Source organism: Helicobacter pylori (genome assembly GCF_021062735.1).
GTDB lineage: Bacteria > Campylobacterota > Campylobacteria > Campylobacterales > Helicobacteraceae > Helicobacter > Helicobacter pylori_DN.
The window spans coordinates 45,804-67,578 of record NZ_JAHXLB010000010.1; the positions used below are offsets into that span (position 1 = coordinate 45,804).

Annotated in this window: 16 protein-coding genes; 15 read left to right on the forward strand and 1 reads right to left on the reverse strand. The window is 39.9% G+C overall.

Translation table 11 applies throughout. The annotated features are described in order from the left end of the window. Nucleotides 1-17 precede the first annotated feature (17 nt). The 11 genes from KX581_RS05665 (at nt 18) to KX581_RS05715 (ending at nt 14,486) form a co-directional block, all read left to right on the forward strand. Nucleotides 18-1,382: a TIGR00366 family protein gene (locus KX581_RS05665; RefSeq protein WP_120873176.1), complete on the forward strand. Its 1,365-nt coding sequence runs from the start codon at nt 18-20 to the stop codon at nt 1,380-1,382. 123 nt (nt 1,383-1,505) lie between these two features. Continuing rightward, nucleotides 1,506-2,507: a lipid A deacylase LpxR family protein gene (locus tag KX581_RS05670; protein WP_220876987.1), complete on the forward strand. Its 1,002-nt coding sequence runs from the start codon at nt 1,506-1,508 to the stop codon at nt 2,505-2,507. A 206-nt stretch (nt 2,508-2,713) separates the two neighbouring features. After that, nucleotides 2,714-4,855, forward strand: coding sequence for a hydantoinase/oxoprolinase family protein (locus KX581_RS05675; protein WP_231175817.1), 2,142 nt, complete (start codon nt 2,714-2,716; stop codon nt 4,853-4,855). An 11-nt stretch (nt 4,856-4,866) separates the two neighbouring features. Further along, nucleotides 4,867-7,164 (forward strand): hydantoinase B/oxoprolinase family protein, encoded by a 2,298-nt coding sequence (locus KX581_RS05680; protein ID WP_180391460.1) that lies wholly within the window; start codon nt 4,867-4,869, stop codon nt 7,162-7,164. 16 nt (nt 7,165-7,180) lie between these two features. Continuing rightward, nucleotides 7,181-7,681: an acetone carboxylase subunit gamma gene (locus KX581_RS05685; protein ID WP_231175818.1), complete on the forward strand. Its 501-nt coding sequence runs from the start codon at nt 7,181-7,183 to the stop codon at nt 7,679-7,681. Nucleotides 7,682-7,994: 313 nt separating this feature from the next. Further along, complete coding sequence (locus tag KX581_RS05690) at nt 7,995-9,023, forward strand: hypothetical protein (protein WP_231175819.1); 1,029 nt, start codon at nt 7,995-7,997, stop codon at nt 9,021-9,023. Continuing rightward, nucleotides 9,016-9,402: a diacylglycerol kinase gene (locus KX581_RS05695; protein ID WP_120848651.1), complete on the forward strand. Its 387-nt coding sequence runs from the start codon at nt 9,016-9,018 to the stop codon at nt 9,400-9,402. Before KX581_RS05690 ends, KX581_RS05695 begins: the two co-directional genes overlap by 8 nt. Before the next feature lie 19 nt (nt 9,403-9,421). Continuing rightward, entirely contained in the window at nt 9,422-11,905 is a 2,484-nt protein-coding gene (gene gyrA / locus KX581_RS05700) for a DNA topoisomerase (ATP-hydrolyzing) subunit A (protein WP_231175820.1), read from the forward strand. After that, on the forward strand, nt 11,905-12,378 hold the full coding sequence (locus KX581_RS05705) for a hypothetical protein (protein ID WP_231175821.1): 474 nt from the start codon (nt 11,905-11,907) through the stop codon (nt 12,376-12,378). The genes gyrA and KX581_RS05705 overlap by 1 nt, the downstream gene beginning before the upstream one ends. After that, a complete protein-coding gene (gene flgR, locus KX581_RS05710; RefSeq protein ID WP_231175822.1) occupies nt 12,375-13,520 on the forward strand; it encodes a transcriptional activator FlgR in 1,146 nt (381 codons plus the stop codon). Before KX581_RS05705 ends, flgR begins: the two co-directional genes overlap by 4 nt. 171 nt (nt 13,521-13,691) lie before the next feature. After that, the gene (locus KX581_RS05715; RefSeq protein WP_231175823.1) at nt 13,692-14,486 is read left to right on the forward strand and encodes a hypothetical protein; all 795 of its coding nucleotides are present in this window, start codon (nt 13,692-13,694) and stop codon (nt 14,484-14,486) included. Between the two features lie 694 nt (nt 14,487-15,180). Here the strand turns inward: KX581_RS05715 and uvrA are convergent. Then, nucleotides 15,181-18,006: an excinuclease ABC subunit UvrA gene (gene uvrA / locus KX581_RS05720; protein WP_231175824.1), complete on the reverse strand. Its 2,826-nt coding sequence runs from the start codon at nt 18,004-18,006 to the stop codon at nt 15,181-15,183. Between the two features lie 164 nt (nt 18,007-18,170). On the opposite strand from uvrA, the gene hopE reads away from it, so the two are divergent. The 4 genes from hopE (at nt 18,171) to KX581_RS05740 (ending at nt 21,610) form a co-directional block, all read left to right on the forward strand. Continuing rightward, nucleotides 18,171-18,992 (forward strand): Hop family outer membrane protein HopE, encoded by an 822-nt coding sequence (gene hopE / locus KX581_RS05725; protein WP_000395390.1) that lies wholly within the window; start codon nt 18,171-18,173, stop codon nt 18,990-18,992. A gap of 177 nt (nt 18,993-19,169) precedes the next feature. Then, nucleotides 19,170-20,096 (forward strand): 16S rRNA (cytosine(1402)-N(4))-methyltransferase RsmH, encoded by a 927-nt coding sequence (gene rsmH, locus KX581_RS05730; protein ID WP_231175825.1) that lies wholly within the window; start codon nt 19,170-19,172, stop codon nt 20,094-20,096. Nucleotides 20,097-20,115: 19 nt separating this feature from the next. Then, entirely contained in the window at nt 20,116-20,460 is a 345-nt protein-coding gene (locus tag KX581_RS05735) for a hypothetical protein (RefSeq protein WP_231175826.1), read from the forward strand. Nucleotides 20,461-20,707: 247 nt separating this feature from the next. After that, nucleotides 20,708-21,610 carry an SAM hydrolase/SAM-dependent halogenase family protein gene (locus KX581_RS05740; protein WP_231175827.1) on the forward strand — a complete coding sequence of 301 codons (903 nt, stop codon included), beginning with the start codon at nt 20,708-20,710 and terminating at the stop codon, nt 21,608-21,610. The last annotated feature ends 165 nt before the right edge of the window (nt 21,611-21,775 follow it).

Below are 21,775 nucleotides of genomic sequence, written 5' to 3' on the forward strand. Positions count from 1 at the left end.
TATAAAAGGGGGTGTTTATGTTTTTATTAAGGCATTTGACTTCAGCGTGCGTGTTTTTAGCGTCTAAATGTTTGCCGGACTCCTTTGTCTTGGTCGCTCTTTTATCGTTTGTCGTGTTTGTTCTTGTTTATTGCTTGACAGGGCAAGACGCTTTTTCTGTCATTTCTAGTTGGGGGAATGGCGCTTGGACGCTTTTAGGTTTTTCTATGCAAATGGCTCTTATTTTGGTGTTGGGTCAGGCTTTGGCTAGCGCTAAATTAGTCCAAAAACTTTTAAAATACTTGGCGTCTTTGCCTAAAGGGTATTACACGGCTTTATGGTTGGTTACTTTTTTATCGTTAATCGCTAATTGGATCAACTGGGGTTTTGGCTTGGTGATTAGTGCGATTTTTGCAAAAGAGATCGCCAAAAATGTTAAGGGGGTGGATTACAGACTGCTTATCGCTAGCGCTTATTCGGGTTTTGTCATCTGGCATGGGGGTTTATCAGGCTCTATCCCTTTAAGCGTTGCCACCCAAAATGAAAATCTGTCCAAAATAAGCGCTGGGGTGATTGAAAAAGCTATCCCTATCAGTCAGACGATTTTTTCTTCTTATAATTTGATCATTATAGGAATCATTCTTGTAGGGTTACCTTTTTTAATGGCAATGATCCACCCTAAAAAAGAAGAAATCGTTGAGATTGATTCAAAGCTTTTAAAAGACGAATACAAAGAGATTGAACTCATTGACCACCAACAAGACAAAACGATCGCGCATTTTTTGGAAAACAGCGCTTTGCTTTCTTATCTTTTGGTTTTTTTGGGTTTTGGGTATTTGGGTGTTTATTTTTTTAAAGGGGGAGGAATTAGTTTAAATATTGTCAATACGATTTTCCTTTTTTTAGGGATTTTGCTCCATAAAACCCCTTTAGCTTATGTGAAAGCGATCAATCATTCCGCTAGGAGCGTGGCTGGGATTTTATTGCAATTCCCTTTTTATGCCGGGATTATGGGGATGATGGCAAGCCATAGCGTGGGGGGTCATTCTTTAGCGCAAATGCTTTCTTTAGCCTTCACGCACATCGCTAATGAAAAAACTTTCGCGCTCATGACTTTTTTGAGCGCAGGGATTGTCAATATTTTCATCCCGTCTGGAGGAGGGCAATGGGCGATTCAAGCTCCTATCATGCTTCCGGCTGGGCAAAGCTTGGGGGTGGATCCGGGCGTGGTTTCTATGGCTATCGCTTGGGGAGACGCTTGGACGAATATGATACAGCCTTTTTGGGCTTTGCCTGCGTTAGCCATTGCCGGTTTGGGCGCTAAAGATATTATGGGCTATTGCGTTTTGACTTTAATTTTTGTAGGTCTGGTCGTGTGTGGGGTGTTTTATTTTTTAGTGTGAGTTTTTTATGCCTAAAACCACGCTCTTTTCAATGGGTAAAGTTTTCTCTTTTTACCCTTTAAACGCTCTTGTAATTAAGCCTTATTTCGTTACAATAACCCCATAATAACCTAAGGAAGTGTTTTGTTTTTCAAATTTATTTTATGTTTATTATTAGGAGTGTTTGCATGGGCAAAAGAGGATATTCCTACCCCATTAACGCCCTCTAAACGCTATTCTATCAATTTGATGACTGAAAATGATGGTTATATCAACCCTTACATTGATGAGTATTATACCGCAGGCAATCAAATAGGCTTTTCTACTAAAGAGTTTGATTTTTCCAAAAATAAAGCGATGAAATGGACTTCGTATTTAGGGTTTTTCAATAAAAGCCCTAGGGTTACTCGTTTTGGCATTTCTCTCGCCCAAGACATGTACACCCCCTCACTTAAAAACAGAAAACTGGTGCATTTGCATGACAACCACCCTTATGGGGGGTATTTGAGGGTGAATTTGAATGTGTATAACCGCCATCAAACTTTTATGGAATTATTCACGCTTTCTTTAGGCACGACAGGGCAAGATTCTTTGGCCGCTCAAACGCAGCGTCTCATTCATAAATGGGGTCATGACCCCCAATTTTATGGCTGGAACACACAGCTCAAAAACGAATTTATCTTTGAATTGCACTACCAATTGCTCAAAAAAGTCCCTCTTTTAAAGACTCGTTTTTTTTCTATGGAGTTAATGCCTGGGTTTAATGTGGAATTGGGTAATGCGAGGGATTATTTCCAACTCGGCTCGCTCTTTAGGGCTGGGTATAACCTGGACGCTGATTATGGGGTCAATAAGGTCAATACCGCTTTTGATGGAGGCATGCCTTATAGCGATAAATTTTCCGTCTATTTTTTCGTAGGGGCTTTTGGGCGCTTCCAACCCCTTAACATATTCATTCAAGGCAATAGCCCTGAAACTAGGGGCATTGCTAATTTGGAATACTTTGTTTATGCTAGTGAAATAGGAGCGGCGATGATGTGGCGCAGCTTTAGGGTGGCTTTTACGATTACCGATATTAGTAAAACCTTTCAATCCCAGCCTAAGCACCATCAAATCGGCACTTTAGAATTGAATTTCGCCTTTTGATTTAATATTAGGTTTAATATTTTTCTTCCTATATGATATTTTTTTGAATAAACTTATCACTTTTCTTCACTTCACACACTAAATTTTCACTGATTAGCTTAAAAAAAAAAAAAAAACGATTTCCATTTTAAAATTTGTCCTATAATTCAAATAGGTTACCTTGATAGGTTACCTCGAGCAACACTTCAATACAAGGAGTCTAAAAAATGAAAGACGCAAAAGTTCAGGTGATGGGCATTGATGCCGGTGGCACCATGACGGACACGTTTTTTGTGAAAGAAAATGGCAGTTTCGTGGTTGGTAAAGCCCAAAGCAACCCAGAAGATGAGAGCTTAGCTATTTACAATAGCTCGCAAGACGCTTTATCGCACTGGCAATCGGATGTGAGTAAGGTTTATCCAGAGTTGGTCACTTGCGTGTATTCAGGCACGGCGATGCTCAATCGGGTCGTCCAAAGGCGTGGGATGGAAGTGGGCCTAATTTGCAATAAGGGTTTTGAGCAAATGCATTCTATGGGCAGAGCGTTGCAATCCTACTTGGGGTATGCGCTAGAAGAAAGGTTGCATATCAACACGCACAAGTATGATGATCCGCTGATTCCTTTAAAAAGGATTAGAGGCGTTACAGAAAGAACCGATGTCAAGGGGCAAGTGGTTATCCCGGTGCGTCAAGAAGAGGTTAAAGTTGCTGTTAAGGAGCTTTTAGAAGCAGGCGCAAAGGCCATTGTGATTTGCTTGTTGCAATCTCATAAAAACGCTGAAAGCGAGCGGATCGTTAGAGATATAGCGTTAGAAGAGATTGAAAAATTGGGTAAAAATATTCCTGTATTCGCTTCGGTGGATTACTACCCTCAAAGAAAAGAAAGCCATAGAATGAACACCACTATCTTAGAAGCTTATGCGGCTGAGCCAAGCAGGCAAACTCTCTCTAAAGTCAGCAACCGCTTCAAAGAGCATGGTGCTAAATTCGATCTTCGTGTGATGGCAACGCATGGAGGCACTATCAGTTGGAAAGCTAAAGAGCTTGCCAGAACGATCGTGAGCGGTCCTATTGGAGGCGTGATCGGATCCAAATTGCTAGGCGAAACGCTTGGTTATGACAATATTGCATGCAGCGATATTGGCGGCACGAGCTTTGATATGGCGCTTATCGTTAAGAGCAATTTCAACATCGCTTCTGACCCTGATATGGCACGCCTTGTTTTATCTCTACCGCTTGTGGCTATGGATTCCGTTGGTGCAGGTGCGGGGAGTTTTGTGCGCATTGATCCGCACAGCCGATCTGTCAAACTAGGACCTGACAGTGCGGGGTATAGAGTTGGCACTTGTTGGAAAGACAGCGGATTAGACACGGTTTCAGTAACCGATTGCCATATTGTTTTAGGCTATTTGAACCCGGATAATTTCTTAGGCGGTTTGATTAAATTAGATGTGGATAGGGCTAAAAAACACATTAAAGAACAAATCGCTGATCCGCTAGGCATTAGCGTAGAAGATGCGGCTGCGGGTGTGATTGAGTTGCTTGATTTGGAGCTTAAAGAATACTTGCGATCCAACATTAGCGCTAAAGGGTATAGCCCGTCTGATTTTGTGTGCTTTTCATATGGTGGTGCGGGGCCTGTGCATACCTATGGCTATACAGAAGGTTTAGGGTTTAAGGATGTGGTAGTGCCTGCGTGGGCGGCTGGATTTAGTGCTTTTGGTTGTGCTTGCGCTGATTTTGAATACAGATACGATAAGAGCGTGGATATTGCCATTCCGCAGTATTCTTCAGACGAGTCAAAAGTAGAAGCATGTAAGATCATTCAAGACGCATGGGATGAATTGACTCTCAAAGTGATTGAAGAGTTCAAGATCAACGGATTTTCTCAAAAAGATGTGATTTTAAGACCTGGATACAGGATGCAGTATATGGGGCAATTGAATGATTTAGAAATCACTTCTCCTGTGTCAAAAGCTGCAAGCGTGGCTGATTGGGAAGAGATTGTCAAAGAATATGAAAAAACCTACGCTCGCGTTTATTCTGAATCAGCGTGTTCTCCAGAGCTTGGTTTTAGCGTGACCGGCGTGATCATGCGTGGTGTTGTGGCTACGCAAAAACCTGTGATTCCGGTTGAAAAAGAGCATGGTGCTACGCCTCCAAAAGAAGCCAAAATAGGCGTTAGAAAATTCTATCGGCATAAAAAATGGGTGGATGCAGATGTGTGGCAAATGGAAAAATTACTGCCTGGAAATGAAGTCATAGGGCCTGCGATCGTGGAATCAGATGCGACCACTTTCGTGATACCCAAAGGCTTTGCGACAAGACTAGACAAACACCGATTGTTCCACTTGAAAGAAATTAAATAAAGGAGTTCAAAATGGCAAATTTATTGAAAAACGGCAAAACTTTAAAACAAGCTAGAGATGAAATCCTAGCCAGGACAGAAAAAACAGGGCATTATAATGGTCTCAAAAAACTAGAGTTTAAAGAAAGAGATCCGATCGGTTATGAGAAGATGTTCTCTAAACTAAGGGGCGGTATCGTGCATGCCAGAGAAACGGCTAAAAGGATTGCGGCAAGCCCTATTGTTGAGCAAGAGGGGGAATTGTGCTTCACGCTTTATAACGCTGTGGGCGATAGCGTGCTGACTTCTACGGGTATCATTATCCATGTAGGCACTATGGGATCAGCTATCAAATACATGGTAGAGAATAATTGGGAAGATAACCCCGGCATCAATGACAAGGATATTTTCACCAATAACGACTGCGCGATTGGGAATGTGCACCCATGCGATATTATGACACTTGTGCCTATTTTTCACGATGAAAAATTGATTGGGTGGGTAGGCGGCGTTACGCATGTGATTGATACCGGTTCGGTTACTCCAGGATCAATGAGCACCGGACAGGTTCAAAGATTTGGGGATGGATACATGATCACTTGCCGTAAGACAGGGGCGAACGATGAAAGCTTTAAAGATTGGTTGCATGAATCTCAAAGATCGGTTCGCACGCCTAAATATTGGATTTTGGATGAAAGGACTAGGATTGCAGGATGCCACATGATTAGGGATTTAGTGATGGAAGTCATTAAAGAAGACGGCATTGATTCTTACATGCGGTTTATTGATGAGGTGATTGAAGAAGGCAGAAGAGGCCTTATCTCTAGGATCAAATCCATGACCATACCGGGCAAGTATAGAAAGGTAGCGTTTGTGGATGTACCTTATGCACATAAGGATATTGGCGTGTGCTCTGAATTTGCTAAACTAGACACGATCATGCACTCTCCCGTGGAAATCACTATCAATAAAGACGCTACATGGAAATTAGATTTTGAAGGCGCGTCAAGGTGGGGATGGCACTCTTTTAATTGCAACCAAGTGTCTTTCACTAGCGGTATTTGGGTGATGATGACTCAAACGCTGATACCCACTGCTCGCATCAATGATGGTGCTTATTTCGCTACGCAGTTCAAGCTCAAAAAAGGGACTTGGATGAATCCAGATGACAGGCGCACTGGGCATGCTTATGCGTGGCATTTCTTGGTATCAGGCTGGAGCGCTTTGTGGAGAGGCTTGTCTCAAGCGTATTACAGCCGAGGGTATTTAGAAGAGGTCAATTCCGGGAACGCTAACACTTCCAATTGGCTGCAAGGCGGTGGTATCAACCAGGATGGAGAAATCCATGCGGTGAATAGCTTTGAGACGAGTTCTTGTGGGACTGGAGCTTGCGCGATAAAAGACGGCTTGAATCACGCAGCGGCTATTTGGAATCCAGAAGGCGATATGGGCGATGTTGAAATTTGGGAAATGGCAGAGCCTCTTCTTTATCTAGGCAGGAATGTCAAAGCCAATACCGGTGGGTATGGAAAATATCGAGGCGGTAACGGGTTTGAAACCTTAAGAATGGTGTGGGGCGCGCATGATTGGACCATGTTCTTTATGGGTAATGGCTATATGAATAGCGATTGGGGTATGATGGGGGGCTATCCAGCGGCCAGTGGCTATAGGTTTGAAGCGCACAACACCGATTTAAAAAACAGGATTAAAAATAACGCCAGCTTGCCTTTGGGGGGCGATTTTAACCCGACTGATCGAGATTATGAAAAGCACATTTCTCATGCGTCTCAAGTCAAAAGGGATAAGCAATGCATCACCACCGAGAACTGCTTTGATAACTATGACTTGTATTTGAATTACATCAAAGGCGGTCCTGGATTTGGCGATCCGATTGAAAGGGATTTGAATGCGATTTTAGAAGATCTCAACAGCAAACAGCTATTGCCAGAATACGCTTACAAGGTTTATGGCGCGGTGGTGAGTCAAAATAAAGACGGCATTTGGGTAGGAGATGAAGCCAAAACGAAAGCCAGAAGAAAAGAAATTCTTGAAAACAGAAAGGCTAGATCCATACCGGTAAAACAATGGATGGAGCAAGAAAGAAACGCTATCCTTGAAAAAGAGGCTTCCAAACAGGTTAAGCACATGTATGCGACTAGCTTTGATCTCTCGCCTAAGTTTTTAAGCGATTTTAAAACATTCTGGAACTTGCCAAAGAATTGGACCATGAAAGAAGATGAGCTTGGCGTATTCACCTATGGGTCTAAATACAGGATGGATTTGAGCAAATTGCCTGATGTGCGCACGGTTGTGTTGGTTGATGAGAAATAAAGAAAGGAGAATGGTTATGTCAAAATACACACAAGAACAAATTAAAAACTTGGTAGAGGGGAACTTGGATTGGAACACTGTCTTAAAAATGCTTAGCATGCCTAAAGATCATGAAAGGTTCCAAATGTATTTGAAAGTGTTGCAAGATAAGGTAGATTTTGATGACAAGATCGTCCTGCCCTTGGGGCCACATTTGTTTGTGGTGCAAGATTCTCAAAAAAAGTGGGTGATCAAGTGTTCATGCGGTCATGCGTTTTGCGCTCCAGAGGAGAACTGGAAATTGAATGCAAACATCTATGTGCGCGATACAGCAGAAAAAATGGAAGAGGTGTATCCTAAACTCTTAGCCAGTGATACTAACTGGCAAGTGTATCGGGAGTATATTTGCCCGGATTGTGGCATCCTTTTAGATGTTGAAGCCCCAACTCCTTGGTATCCTGTGATCCATGATTTTGAGCCGGATATAGAGGCGTTTTATAAAGATTGGCTAGGCATACAGCCCCCAGAAAGACGCTAAGATCGCTCAATCCTTTTTATGAAGAGGCTTTGTGCCTCTTGGCACTACAAGCTTGGGTTAATTTAACTCAAGCAAGTTTTCTTCAATCCTAACAAATTTAGCTACAAATTAAAAAATTTAAGCTTTTTTCTTTTTTTTTACTTTAATACTCGGTATAATTTTAATCCACCTAAAAGGAAAAGCTATGAAAGTAACACAAGGCATTACTAACGATTTTTTTGCCCTAACAAACACGATATTTTCTATTCTAAAAATAAGAAAATGTATTTTATGAGTTCTATCATTATGCTTTCAATAAAATAAAGGATTTTTTTTGACTAAAAAATTCATGTCTTGGGTGGTGATTATCGGGGCTTTAATTTGCGTGCTTTTAGGGGTGTTTATCTTCTTTACTAGCATGTCGGTTAAAAAATCTTTAAGCGCTTATCTTAACGCTTATTTAGATCAACGCCCTAAGATTAAGGGCGTGGGGATTGTAGGCGCTCCTTTTGAATGCGAAGGGTTTTTTAAAATCGCATGCACTTCTAAAGAGCTCAGTTTTTTAGATTCTCAAAACTCCCCTATTGTGGATTTTAAAGATTTGAGTATTAAGCTCAATTCTTTAGATAAAAGCTCTCTTACCCTTTCTGTCCATTCTCAAATCAAATCCCCTATTTTAGAACAAGATATTCAGCAAAAAATCAGCCAAATCCCCCTAAAAGATTTGAATATCTTATTAGAAAAAATGAAACCCACGCACTTGAATTGCTCTTTAAAATTCAACGCTTTAGATGAAAAAACCTTAAACGACCATTTAAAATGCGATTTGACCAATGCAGAGAATATCCTTGCTTACACATTTTTTCAAGAGGGTTTAATGGAAGTGCAAGAAAATCTATCCCTTAAAAATATTTTTAAAACCTTGAGTTCTAAAGACGCTAAAGCCATAGAAGAGTTGCAAGACAAACTGCGTTTTTCAGTGCCAAAGTTGGGCGTTTCTATCCAAGCGCGCCATCTTAAAAACCTTTTAGAAGCCTTTTACCACCAAAATAAAGAGAGTTTAGGCTTTTTTTCCCCTTATTTTAGCTTGCGTTCTCAAACCCCTAGCGTTTCTTATGAAAGCGCGTTGGCTTCTTTAGAAAACTATTTTATGGCCTTGTTCCAATCCCGTTTTAAAGACGATGCAGCGCTCCAACAAGATTTTAAAGGATTGTTGCAAGCCTTTGTTTCTATGGCTAAAGACAAACGATCCCAAATCGCTCTTAACGCCCAAGCTAAAGACAACGCCAAGCTGACTTTTAACGCCCTGTTAGAAAACCTTAGCGTGAATTTCTTTCAATCTTACAAAATAAGCCATGAGTGATTTCAAAGTCCCCCCCAAAGCTAAAGGGTTTAAACGCCTTTTTAAAGCCCTTTTTTATTCTAAAGACGGGCTTAAATGCGCGTGGGCTGAAGAGAGTGCGTTCAGGCAAATTATTATCTTGGCTCTTTTTTGTATCGTTCTAGCGAGCTATCTAGCTAAAGATTTTTTAGAATGGGGGCTATTGATTGCGCCTTGTTTTTTATCGGTGGTGGTTGAACTCATCAATAGCTCTATTGAAAAGGCTGTGGATTTTACTGGCACCGAGTTCCACCCTTTAGCCAAAAAGGCTAAAGACATGGCTAGTTCGGCCCAACTGATAGGGCTTATTTTTTGGGCTTTGATTTGGGGGCGTTATCTTATAACGCTTTATTTGAAGTAATTGAATTTTAGGGAGACACATGCAAGATAATTTAATCAATGAAACAAAAAACATTGTAGAAGTGGGGATTGATTCTTCTATTGAAGAGAGCTATTTAGCTTATTCAATGAGCGTGATCATAGGGCGCGCTTTACCGGACGCTAGAGATGGTTTAAAGCCTGTGCATAGGCGTATTTTGTATGCGATGCATGAATTAGGTCTCACTTCCAAAGTCGCTTATAAAAAAAGTGCTAGGATCGTGGGTGATGTGATTGGTAAATACCACCCCCATGGCGATAACGCGGTTTATGATGCGCTAGTGAGAATGGCGCAAGATTTTTCTATGCGTTTGGAATTAGTGGATGGGCAGGGCAACTTTGGCTCCATTGATGGCGATAACGCTGCAGCGATGCGTTACACTGAAGCCAGAATGACCAAGGCGAGTGAAGAAATTTTAAGGGATATTGATAAAGACACCATTGATTTTGTGCCTAATTATGATGACACCTTAAAAGAGCCAGATATTTTACCAAGCCGTCTGCCTAACCTTTTAGTCAATGGGGCTAATGGGATCGCTGTAGGGATGGCGACTTCTATCCCCCCTCACAGGATCGATGAAATCATAGACGCTTTAATTCATGTCTTAGAAAACCCTAACGCTGAATTAGATGAAATTTTAGAATTTGTCAAAGGGCCTGACTTTCCCACTGGTGGGATCATTTATGGCAAGGCGGGTATTATTGAAGCCTATAAAACGGGGCGAGGGCGCGTGAAAGTGCGGGCCAAAGTGCATGTGGAGAAGACGAAAAATAAAGAAATCATCGTTTTAGATGAAATGCCTTTTCAAACCAATAAAGCCAAATTAGTGGAACAAATCAGCGATTTAGCGCGAGAAAAACAAATTGAAGGCATTAGCGAAGTGCGCGATGAGAGCGATAGAGAGGGCATTAGAGTGGTGATTGAATTAAAAAGAGACGCGATGAGTGAAATTGTCTTAAACCACCTTTACAAACTCACCACCATGGAGACCACTTTTAGCATCATTTTACTCGCTATTTATAATAAAGAACCTAAGATTTTCACGCTTTTAGAGTTGTTGCGCCTTTTCTTAAACCACAGAAAAACCATTATTATAAGACGCACTATTTTTGAATTAGAGAAGGCTAAGGCTAGAGCGCATATTTTAGAGGGCTATTTGATCGCATTAGACAATATTGATGAAATCGTGCGACTCATTAAAACAAGCCAAAGCCCAGAAGCAGCTAAAAACGCCTTAATGGAGCGTTTTACTTTGAGCGAAATCCAGAGCAAAGCCATTTTAGAAATGCGTTTGCAGCGCTTAACAGGCCTTGAGAGAGATAAAATCAAAGAAGAATACCAAAATTTGTTGGAGCTTATTAGTGATCTCAATGGTATTTTAAAGAGCGAAGATCGCTTGAATGAAGTCGTCAAAACAGAGCTTTTAGAAGTCAAAGAGCAATTTTCTTCTCAAAGGCGCACTGAAATTCAAGAAGCTTATGAAAATATTGACATAGAAGATTTGATCGCTAATGAGCCTATGGTGGTGAGCATGAGCTATAAAGGCTATGTGAAAAGAGTGGATTTAAAAGCTTATGAAAGGCAAAATCGTGGCGGTAAGGGCAAGCTTTCAGGCAACACTTATGAAGACGATTTCATTGAAAACTTTTTTGTGGCTAACACGCATGATATTTTGCTCTTTATCACCAATAAGGGGCAATTGTATCATTTGAAAGTCTATAAGATCCCAGAAGCGAGCCGGATCGCTATGGGTAAAGCTATCGTGAATTTAATCTCGCTCGCTCCTGATGAAAAGATCATGGCGACTCTAAGCACCAAAGACTTTAGCGATAAACGCTCTTTAGCTTTCTTCACCAAAAATGGCGTGGTGAAGCGCACCAATTTGAGCGAATTTGGCAGCAATAGGAGTTATAGCGGTATCAGAGCGATTGTTTTAGATGAAGGCGATGAATTAGTGAGCGCAAAAGTTGTGGATAAAAACGCTAAGCATTTGCTCATCGCATCGCATTTGGGTATTTTCATTAAATTCCCTTTAGAAGATGTGCGCGAGATGGGAAGGAATGCTCGTGGGGTTATAGGGATTAGGCTGAATGAAAACGATTTTGTTGTCGGCGCGGTCGTTATTAGCGATGATGGCAACAAGCTTTTGAGCGTGAGTGAAAACGGGCTTGGCAAGCAAACTTTAGCCGAAGCGTATAGAGAGCAATCTCGTGGAGGTAAGGGGATGATTGGCATGAAGCTCACTCAAAAAACCGGCAATCTGGTGAGCGTTATCAGCGTGGATGATGAAAATTTGGATTTGATGATCCTTACTGCAAGCGCGAAAATGATCAGAGTTTCTATTAAAGATATTAGAGAAACCGGAAGAAACGCTAGTGGGGTAAAGCTCATAAACACCGCCGATAAAGTCATGTATGCCAATTCTTGCCCTAAAGAAGAAAAGCCAGAAAATTTAGAAAATTCTCCTACGCCATTATTTGAGTGATGCGTTTTTTTTTATTCTTTTATTTTTTATTGTATTTTTTAGGGGTTTCTTTGCATGCTCTAAACCCCCTAGAAGATCAAGAATTTTTGATTTCGTACCGCTTGAAAATCATTGATTCCAGAGTAATGGGCGAAGAGTATTCTGTCTCTAGACCTATCGTTAGCCGCATCAAAACAGCCCCCTATGTCTTAGACTATCATTGCTCCATCATCACTCGCAACTTACCCGATTTGAAAAACCCCTTGCTCCCAATAAAACTAGAACGCTTCCTTTTAGAAATAGCGTTAAAAAAAGAAAAAGAGCGAGTCATAGACTGCATTTTAAAAAGCCAAGTCGCTATCACGCATTATGATCACAGCTATAAAAACGGCACCACTACCACAAGCATTCTCAACCTCAAAGCCTTAAGCGTTAGAGCGAGTTTAGTGGGAGATGCGCTGTTTTTAGATATTTTTAGAAAGGAAGAAGAATGAAAATCGCCATTGTAGAAGATGATATTAACATGCGTAAAAGCCTGGAGCTTTTTTTTGAGCTTCAGGACGATTTAGAGATTGTGAGTTTTAAAAACCCTAAAGACGCTTTAGCCAAGTTAGATGAAAGCTTTGATTTAATCATCACGGATATTAACATGCCCCATATGGACGGCTTAGAATTTTTACGCCTTTTAGAGGGCAAGTATGAATCCATTGTGATTACCGGTAATGCGACTTTGAATAAAGCCATTGATTCCATTCGTTTAGGCGTGAAAGACTTTTTCCAAAAGCCTTTTAAACCAGAATTGCTTTTAGAGTCTATCTATCGCACCAAAAAAGTTTTAGAATTTCAAAAAAAACACCCTCTAGAAAAACCTTTAAAAAAACCACACAAACACAGCTTTTTAGCCACTTCAAAAGCTTTAGAAGAGAGCAAACGGCAGGCCTTAAAAGTCGCAAGCACGGACGCTAATGTCATGCTATTGGGCGAAAGCGGGGTGGGTAAGGAGGTTTTTGCTCATTTCATCCACCAGCATTCGCAACGCTCCAAGCACCCTTTTATAGCGATCAACATGTCCGCAATCCCAGAGCATTTATTAGAAAGCGAGCTTTTTGGGTATCAAAAAGGGGCGTTCACGGACGCCACAGTGCCTAAAATGGGGCTTTTTGAAAGTGCTAATAAAGGCACGATCTTTTTAGATGAAATCGCTGAAATGCCCTTTCAATTGCAAAGCAAACTTTTAAGAGTGGTTCAAGAAAAAGAAATCACGCGCCTTGGGGATAATAAGAGCGTTAAAATTGATGTTCGTTTCATTTCCGCTACCAACGCTAACATGAAAGAAAAAATCGCTACGAAAGAATTCAGAGAGGATCTGTTTTTCCGCTTGCAAATTGTGCCTATAACTATCGCGCCTTTAAGAGAGAGGGTTGAAGAGATTTTACCCATTGCTGAAATCAAGCTTAAAGAAGTGTGCGATGCGTATCATTTGGGGACAAAATCCTTTTCAAAGAGTGCCTCAAAACGCCTTTTAGAATACTCTTGGCATGGGAATGTGCGAGAGCTTTTAGGCGTCGTGGAGAGAGCGGCGATTTTAAGCGAAGGAGCAGAAATCCAAGAAAAAGATTTGTTTTTGGAAAGGTAGTTTGTAAAACTTCTTTATCATTCATCTGCAACCAGGTAAGTTTAATAAGTTTGAGTGATCACGCTATAATTTCATGGAGTTATTAAAAAAAAGCATTTATTAGAAACGCTTAATTTGGGATTTTTGCTTAAAGGGGTTTAAAGATTGGGGTTCAATTAATGGGGAGTTCTTATGTTAGCGAATGATTTTATGGTTAAGAAATTAAAAAGCAAGGAGTTGCATGGTTTGTTGTGTAACAAATTGAGTAAAAGAGTGGATAGATTTGGCTATAGAGTGATTGGTGTTGGAGTGGATAAAGAGACTAACGGAGTTATTGTTCAATTGAGTGAGGAAACGATGGTTAGATTGAATAGCAAAACCGCTTTAGCAAATGATGATGATTTCATGGCGGGTATTTTTGATGAATTTAATGAATTAAAGGCTAATAAAGAACCACAGAAACCTAACTCGTTCTATTATGGGTATGGCAGCTCTTATAAAATCATTGATGTTCTTAACGATAAGGATGGTGATTTTATCAGTTGCAGATTGTTTATCGTTAAAAAATTAGGGGTTGATGAGTGTTTAGGGTTTTATGCGTCCCCTATGATTGATAATAACAACACCACTCTTGCTGATTTGCTTGAAAATGACGAGCCTGCAATATATTATGAAGCTAATTCTGCAAATATCAGGCGTTTTTTGGACAAAGGGCCTTACAACATTGAGTGGTTGGTGAGAAAGTATTTGGGGGTTGGGTTTAGGAGTTACAAGGTAGAGCGGATACGAGAAACGGAATTTGTGATCAAATTCCGCTATAAAAAGTGGGGGTCTATGATTGATAGAGAAGTTAAAAGGCAATTCCCCAAATATCTTAAAGACTCAAAGAAGACAGCCGTTAAAATAACAAGCAAGGTGTTTTACGAGTTGCTGAAGGGGCCTTTGTTTGGCAACCTTCTCGGCAAAGATCCCATTAAGCGATTATAATGCGGAAAGAAAACAATAATAAATAAAATCTTGTTGGGTCTTAATTAGTTTTTTAAATTAAAAGTCATTTTTTAACCCCTAAGACCGCGCTACAAAAATTATCATGCAATTAAAATTAAAATCAAACTCTTTACTATTGACTATAAAAAATGTTTTTTAGCATTTTTTATAATTTATGATTAACACTTAATGATAATAAAGCCTTATTAGTAGTTTTTGTGTAGGACTAAAAATAGTGGGTTTAGGGGGTTTTTAACCCTACCCCTTGTAATTTGGGCTATAGGGCGAAAATAATAGCGCCCGCTCTCACGATTTTTAATGGCTGATAACCTGCTTATTTCAAGCTTTTTATAATCTCTAGCATGGATTTAACTATGGTGCATTTTTTTTTGCTTCATTCGTTGTGGCTCTTGTGTTTTAAGCTCGTTTGTGGTAGGATTATTCCCACTAAGGTTTGAAACGCTATTGTCGTTTCTGTGATGATTAGAGAGTGTCGGCTTGATCTCTATTTTCCTTAGTATTTTCTCATTTTTCAAACTCTCATGCGATGGATTTTAAAGGCATGGCTTCTTTGCTAACTCTTGCATGATCAAGTGACTATTATTGCCTCTAGCCTTGTAATTTTTCTGCTCTCCAATATTTGGCTGTCTGTTATTTTATTCAGCCCTACTTTAACAAACAAACCCCATGCAAGCTATTTCAATTCCAAAGCTAAAAATTTTCCCGTGTAGCTTTGGGTTTTTTCGCAATTTTGTGCCACTTCTAAAGGCGTGCCACTCGCAATGACTTTCCCGCCCTTATCCCCCCCATCAGGCCCCATGTCTATAATGTAGTCAGCGTTTTTGATAATGTCTAAATTATGCTCAATCACTAGCATGGAATTGCCTAACGCTACTAAAGAATGCAAGACTTGTAAAAGGTGATTCACGTCTTCAAAATGCAAACCGGTAGTAGGCTCATCTAAAATGTAAAGGGTTTTGCCTGTGTCTTTTTTACTCAATTCTTTAGCTAATTTGATCCTTTGAGCCTCCCCCCCGCTTAAAGTCGTAGCGTTTTGCCCTAAAGTGATATAGCCTAAGCCCACATCTATAAGCGTTTTTAACTTCACGGCGATTTTAGGGAATTTAGCAAAAAATTCATAAGCCTCTTCCACGCTCATGTTCAACACATCAGCAATGGATTTGCCTTTCACCTTGATTTCTAAAGTTTGGGGGTTGTATTTAGCGCCCTTACAGCTATCGCATTGGACTAACACATCAGGCAAGAAATGCATTTCTATTTTAATATCCCCATCGCCTTGGCATTTCTCGCACCGCCCCCCTTTAACATTAAAGCTAAAACGGCTCGCGCTATAGCCTAAAATTTTAGCTTCTTTCTGCTCGGCAAATAAAATCCTGATTTCATCCATCACCCCTGTGTAAGTGGCAGGGTTGCTTCGTGGGGTTTTGCCTATGGGGGCTTGATCTAAATAAATCACCTTATCCAAATGCTCCAACCCTACAATCTCCACCCCATTCAAGCTTTGAGCTTTTTTAGCATGGTTTAAAAGGGTTTGAGCGGTGGGTAAAAGGGTTTGTAAAATCAGCGAGCTTTTACCGCTCCCGCTCACCCCAGTAATGCACACCAATTGTTTTAAAGGGATTTGAACGCTCAAATTCTTAATGTTATTGATATTGACATTTTTAATTTCTAAAAAATGCTTTTCTTTAGGGGGTTCAAATTTAGGGCGCTCAATCTTTTTAGTGCCGTTGAGATACAAGGCGGTAGAATGGTTATTTTGCAATAAATCTTTTACGCTCCCGCTAAAAACCACTTCACCCCCATGCCTTCCAGCCTTTGGCCCAATATCCACAACAAAATCCGCATGCTTAATCGTCTCTTTATCATGCTCTACGACAATGAGCGTGTTCCCCTTTTTTTGTAAATTCCTAAGGGTGTTGATGAGTTTAAGCGTGTCTTTTTCATGCAAGCCAATGCTAGGCTCGTCTAAAACATATAAAACCCCTGTCAAACCACTCCCGATTTGACTAGCGATTCGTATCCTTTGGCTCTCCCCTCCGCTAATCGTTCGCGCATCCCTCCCTAAAGTCAAATACCCTAGCCCCACATCGTATAAAAAAAACACCCTTTCTAAAATCTCTTTTAAAATGGGTTCAGCGATCTTTTTTTCTTGCTCGTTAAGATAGCTAAAATGCGTGGGATCATTAAAAAAGTGATAGACTTCTTCAATGGGCTTAGTTAAAAAATCCGCCATTTTCAAGCCGGCGACTTGGACGCTCAGACTTGAAGCTTTCAAACGATGCCCCTCGCACGAAGAACAGGTTTTTTCGCTCATGTAATCGCTCAAATCCTTTTGCTCTTTAAACATATCATAAGCGATTTGGATGATGCCTTTCCAAGGGCGTTTTAAAGGGCTGTTTTTAAAATGAAAGCTGATTTCAGTGCCATTCCCATACAAAAGAGCGTCTTGTTGCTCTTTATTCAATTCGTTAAAACAAAGCGCGGTGTCAATGCCATTATACTCGCAAAAGCCTTCAAACATTTGAGCGTAATAACTGCGGTTATACCCAAAAATCACTTTAATCGCTCCTTGATTTAAAGGCGTGTTAGGATCTAAAATCTTACTAATATCTAGGCTAAATTTTGTCCCCAAACCCAAACAGCTCTCGCATGCCCCTTTAGGCGAATTGAAAGAAAAACTCAAAGGCTCTAATTCTTCAAAACTCATCTTGCATTTAAAGCATGCCTTATGCTCGCTGTAATGCTTCCTGATGCTTGGCGCGTTGTCTTGCAAGATTTCCACTTCTAATTCCCCATAGCTTTCTTTAAGGGCTTTTTCTACTGCACTAGCGATCCGTGAAGCATTTTCGCTATTGATAACCACCCTATCCACCACCGCTTCAATGGTGTGTTTTTTGGTTTTGTGCAAATGGATTTCTTCATCTAAACGCACCATCACCCCATCAACAAAAGCCCTCACATACCCCTTTAAACGCAAGCTTTCTAATTTATCGTTAAACGAACCTTTTTTATCTTTAATAATGGGGGCTAGAATAATGATTTTAGAATTTTCTTCTAAATGACAGATTTGAGAAATAATATCGCTCGCGCTCATAGAACTAATGGGCTCTAAACATGTGGGGCAAAATTGCTCCCCAACCCTTGCAAACAACAACCTTAAATAATCATAAATTTCAGTGATCGTCCCCACAGTGGATCTAGGGTTTTTAGAAGTGGTTTTTTGATCAATAGCAATCGCTGGGGTTAGGCCTTCAATTTTATCCACATTAGGCTTACCCACTTTGTCTAAAAATTGCCTAGCATAGCTGGATAAACTCTCCAAATAGCGCCTTTGGCCTTCAGCGTATAAAGTGTCAAACGCCAGAGTGGATTTACCCGAACCGCTTAATCCGGTAAAAACAACAAATTGGTTTTTAGGGATTTCTAAAAAAATATTTTTGAGATTATTTTCCCTAGCCCCTTGAATAATGATCTTATCCATAATGGTTTTATGTTGCAAGAGTTTCCTTAAAATAAGAAAATGGATTAAAAGGAGCTATTATACTTCAAAAAAGAATGGTTTTATTATCATTTCTTATTCATAAGAGTTAAAAATATTTGCTTGATTAAGGATAAACATGCTATTATTTTATGAGACAATTTTAAAGATAGGAATGTAAAGGAATGGAATTTATGAAAAAGTTTGTAGCTTTAGGGCTTCTATCCGCAGTTTTAAGCTCTTCGTTGTTAGCCGAAGGTGATGGTGTTTATATAGGGACTAATTATCAGCTTGGACAAGCCCGTTTGAATAGTAATATTTATAACACAGGGGATTGCACAGGGAGTGTTGTAGGTTGCCCCCCAGGTCTTACCGCTAATAAGCATAATCCAGGAGGCACCAATATCAATTGGCACTCCAAATACGCTAATGGGGCTTTGAATGGTTTTGGGTTGAATGTGGGTTATAAGAAGTTCTTCCAGTTCAAGTCATTGGATATGACAAGCAAGTGGTTTGGTTTCAGAGTGTATGGGCTTTTTGATTATGGGCATGCCGATTTAGGTAAGCAGGTTTATGCACCTAATAAAATCCAGTTGGATATGGTTTCTTGGGGTGTGGGGAGCGATTTGTTAGCTGATATTATTGATAACGATAACGCTTCTTTTGGTGTTTTTGGTGGGGTTGCTATCGGCGGTAACACTTGGAAAAGCTCAGCGGCAAACTATTGGAAAGAGCAAATCATTGAAGCTAAAGGTCCTGATGTTTGTACCCCTACTTATTGTAACCCTAACGCTCCTTATAGCACCAAAACTTCAACCGTTGCTTTTCAAGTATGGTTGAATTTTGGCGTGAGAGCCAATATCTACAAGCATAATGGCGTAGAGTTTGGCGTGAGAGTGCCGCTACTCATCAACAAGTTTTTGAGTGCGGGTCCTAACGCTACTAATCTTTATTACCATTTGAAACGGGATTATTCGCTTTATTTAGGGTATAACTACACTTTTTAAACCCTTTAAAGGGTATCTTTAAGCCCTTTTTAGTCTTTATAAAAAGGGTTTTAGTTTGGATTTTCGCATCTTAAAAAGCTAAAATTGATTATAAAGAAACTTTTGAGCGTAACCAACAAAACCAATACCATTGGGTGGGCGTTTGGAAAATTCATCTAGGGGTTTTAAGGGGGTTGTTTGCAAGAAATAGAGAATTTGCACCAAAGCGTTTTGTTGCAAGAAGTTTTGCAAGCGTTCGCACCTTTAGAAGAAGGGGTTTTGATTGATTGCACTTTAGGGTTAGGAGGGCATTCTAAAGCGATTCTATCCCAAAAACCGCACCTGAAACTCATTGGCATTGATAAGGATAAATTCGCTCAAGAAATCGCTAAAGAACGATTGAAAGCCTTTGAAGGGCGTTACAATCTCTTAAGCGGGGGGTTTGCCAAACGCTTTAAAGAAGCCCTAGAAACGCATAACAAGGAGATTAAAGGGGTTTTAGTGGATTTAGGGGTGAGCTCTTTGCAGCTTGATGATGATAACAGAGGGTTTAATTTCCACTCGCACGCTCTGGATATGCGCATGGATTTAGAGGGCGGTTTGAACGCTCAAAAAGTCATCAACTCTTATTCTGTAGTGGCGTTAGAAAAAATCTTTAGAGACTATGGCGAAATCAAAGAATACAAAAAAATCGCCCACAAAATTACAGAAAGGCGTGCTAAAAAACCCTTTAAAGACGCTAAGGATTTGAGCGATTTTTTAAGCTCCCTTTCTAAAAATAAAAAAATCCATCCAGCGACTTTAGTGTTTCAAGCCGTTCGCATAGAAGTCAATAGTGAATTAGAAGAGTTAAAAGAGTTTTTACAATGCGCTAGAAACCTTAAGGGAGCGATTTTGTGCGTGATTTCTTTCCATTCTTTAGAAGACGCATTAGTGAAAAACGCTTTTAAAGATTACGCTAAAAATTGCGTTTGCGATCCTTTAAATTTCAAATGCGCTTGCTCTAACAATCACGCTTTAGGCGAAATTTTAACCAAAAAGCCCATCACTCCAAGCCCAGAAGAAATTAAAAACAACAGGCGTTCACGAAGCGCTAAAATGAGGGTTTTTAAATTCAAACCATGAACAAGTCAATGAGTAAGCCATGAGCATAAAAAACCATTCTTCAAATGAAAAAGAACGCTTTGTGCGCATAGAAGAGAACGAAAAGAAAGAATTATTTGCTGGAACTGCAAATGAAAATTCGCATGGTCTTTCTTTAATGGCTTTAATAGGGGTGTTGGTTTTTGGGGGTGCGTTTTTAGCTCTGTTAGCACCTAAAATCTATTTAAGCAATAATATCTATTATATTAGCCGTAAAATCAACACCCTAGAAGATCAAAAACGCCTGCTTTTAGAAGAACAACAAATCCTAAAAAACGAATTAGAAAAAGAGCGTTTTAAATACTATATAGAGAATAGTGAAAATATTGACGATATTGCGTTTTAAGTGAAAAACCCCCTATCCCCTTAAGAGAGCCTAATTAATGGTCAATCATTTTAAATTATTTTAATATAAAAGACTTATTTTAAAATTTTGTTTCCATACGAAATTTTAATCCCTTGTAAAAACTTTAAACTTCAAAAAAACAAACAAACAACCCCCTTAAATTGTATAATAAAAACACTTTAATCCAACAAAGGGTAACCATGAGAAAATGCTTCACTCCACTTTTGTTATTCAGGAAATAATACAGATGAAAAAAACGATTTCAGCGTTGTTTTTATCAGCGTGTATAGGGTTATCGTCTGTTTATGCAGATAACGCTTTGATTTTACAAACCGACTTTAGCCTAAAAGATGGGGCCGTCTCGGCAATGAAAGGCGTCGCTTTCAGCGTTAATTCCAATCTTAAAATCTTTGATTTAACGCACGAAATCCCTCCGTATAACATCTGGGAGGGCGCTTACCGCTTGTATCAAACCGCTAGTTATTGGCCAAAAGGTTCGGTATTTGTGAGCGTGATTGATCCGGGCGTAGGCACTAATCGTAAATCGGTGGTATTGAAAACTAAAAACGGCCAGTATTTCGTCTCGCCGGATAACGGCACGCTGACTTTGGTGGCGCAAACTTTGGGGATTGATAGCGTGCGTGAAATTGACGAAAAAGCTAACCGCTTGAAAGGTTCTGAAAAATCTTATACTTTCCATGGTCGTGATGTGTATGCTTACACTGGGGCGCGCTTGGCTTCTGGGGCGATCACATTCGAGCAGGTCGGGCCAGAGCTTCCCGCAAAGGTTGTTGAAATCCCTTACCAAAAAGCAAAAGCTACAAAAGGGGAAGTGAAAGGCAATATCCCAATTCTTGATATCCAATACGGCAATGTTTGGAGCAATATCAGCGATAAACTGCTTAATCAAGCAAAAATCAAACGCAACGATATATTGTGCGTAACTATTTCTAAAGGTTCCAAGAAAAAATACGAAGGGAAAATGCCGTATGTTGCGAGTTTTGGCGGTGTTTTAGAAGGCCAGCCGTTGGTCTATCTAAACAGCTTGTTGAATGTTTCTGTAGCGCTGAATAGGGATAATTTCGCGCAAAAACATCAAATCAAATCCGGTGCTGATTGGAATATTGATATAAAGAAGTGCGCTAAGTAAAGCGCTGTTTAGAAAATTAAGGGGAGTTAGAGATTTTTAACCACCAAACTTTTATCAACACAGCCTAATTAATGATAAATAAACCCTAAAACAAACGCTTGTTGTTAAAATTTTGTTTCAATACGAAACACTAATCTCTTGTAAAAACTTTAAATTTCAATAAAA

Bases quoted from the DNA above. Each gene is read 5' to 3' on its own strand.
- KX581_RS05665 (WP_120873176.1), top strand. From the start codon at position 18: ATGTTTTTATTAAGGCATTTGACTTCAGCGTGCGTGTTTTTAGCGTCT.
- KX581_RS05675 (WP_231175817.1), top strand. From the start codon at position 2,714: ATGAAAGACGCAAAAGTTCAGGTGATGGGCATTGATGCCGGTGGCACC.
- KX581_RS05680 (WP_180391460.1), top strand. From the start codon at position 4,867: ATGGCAAATTTATTGAAAAACGGCAAAACTTTAAAACAAGCTAGAGAT.
- KX581_RS05685 (WP_231175818.1), top strand. From the start codon at position 7,181: ATGTCAAAATACACACAAGAACAAATTAAAAACTTGGTAGAGGGGAAC.
- KX581_RS05695 (WP_120848651.1), top strand. From the start codon at position 9,016: ATGAGTGATTTCAAAGTCCCCCCCAAAGCTAAAGGGTTTAAACGCCTT.
- gyrA (WP_231175820.1), top strand. From the start codon at position 9,422: ATGCAAGATAATTTAATCAATGAAACAAAAAACATTGTAGAAGTGGGG.
- KX581_RS05705 (WP_231175821.1), top strand. From the start codon at position 11,905: ATGCGTTTTTTTTTATTCTTTTATTTTTTATTGTATTTTTTAGGGGTT.
- flgR (WP_231175822.1), top strand. From the start codon at position 12,375: ATGAAAATCGCCATTGTAGAAGATGATATTAACATGCGTAAAAGCCTG.
- KX581_RS05715 (WP_231175823.1), top strand. From the start codon at position 13,692: ATGTTAGCGAATGATTTTATGGTTAAGAAATTAAAAAGCAAGGAGTTG.
- hopE (WP_000395390.1), top strand. From the start codon at position 18,171: ATGGAATTTATGAAAAAGTTTGTAGCTTTAGGGCTTCTATCCGCAGTT.
- KX581_RS05735 (WP_231175826.1), top strand. From the start codon at position 20,116: ATGAGCATAAAAAACCATTCTTCAAATGAAAAAGAACGCTTTGTGCGC.
- KX581_RS05740 (WP_231175827.1), top strand. From the start codon at position 20,708: ATGAAAAAAACGATTTCAGCGTTGTTTTTATCAGCGTGTATAGGGTTA.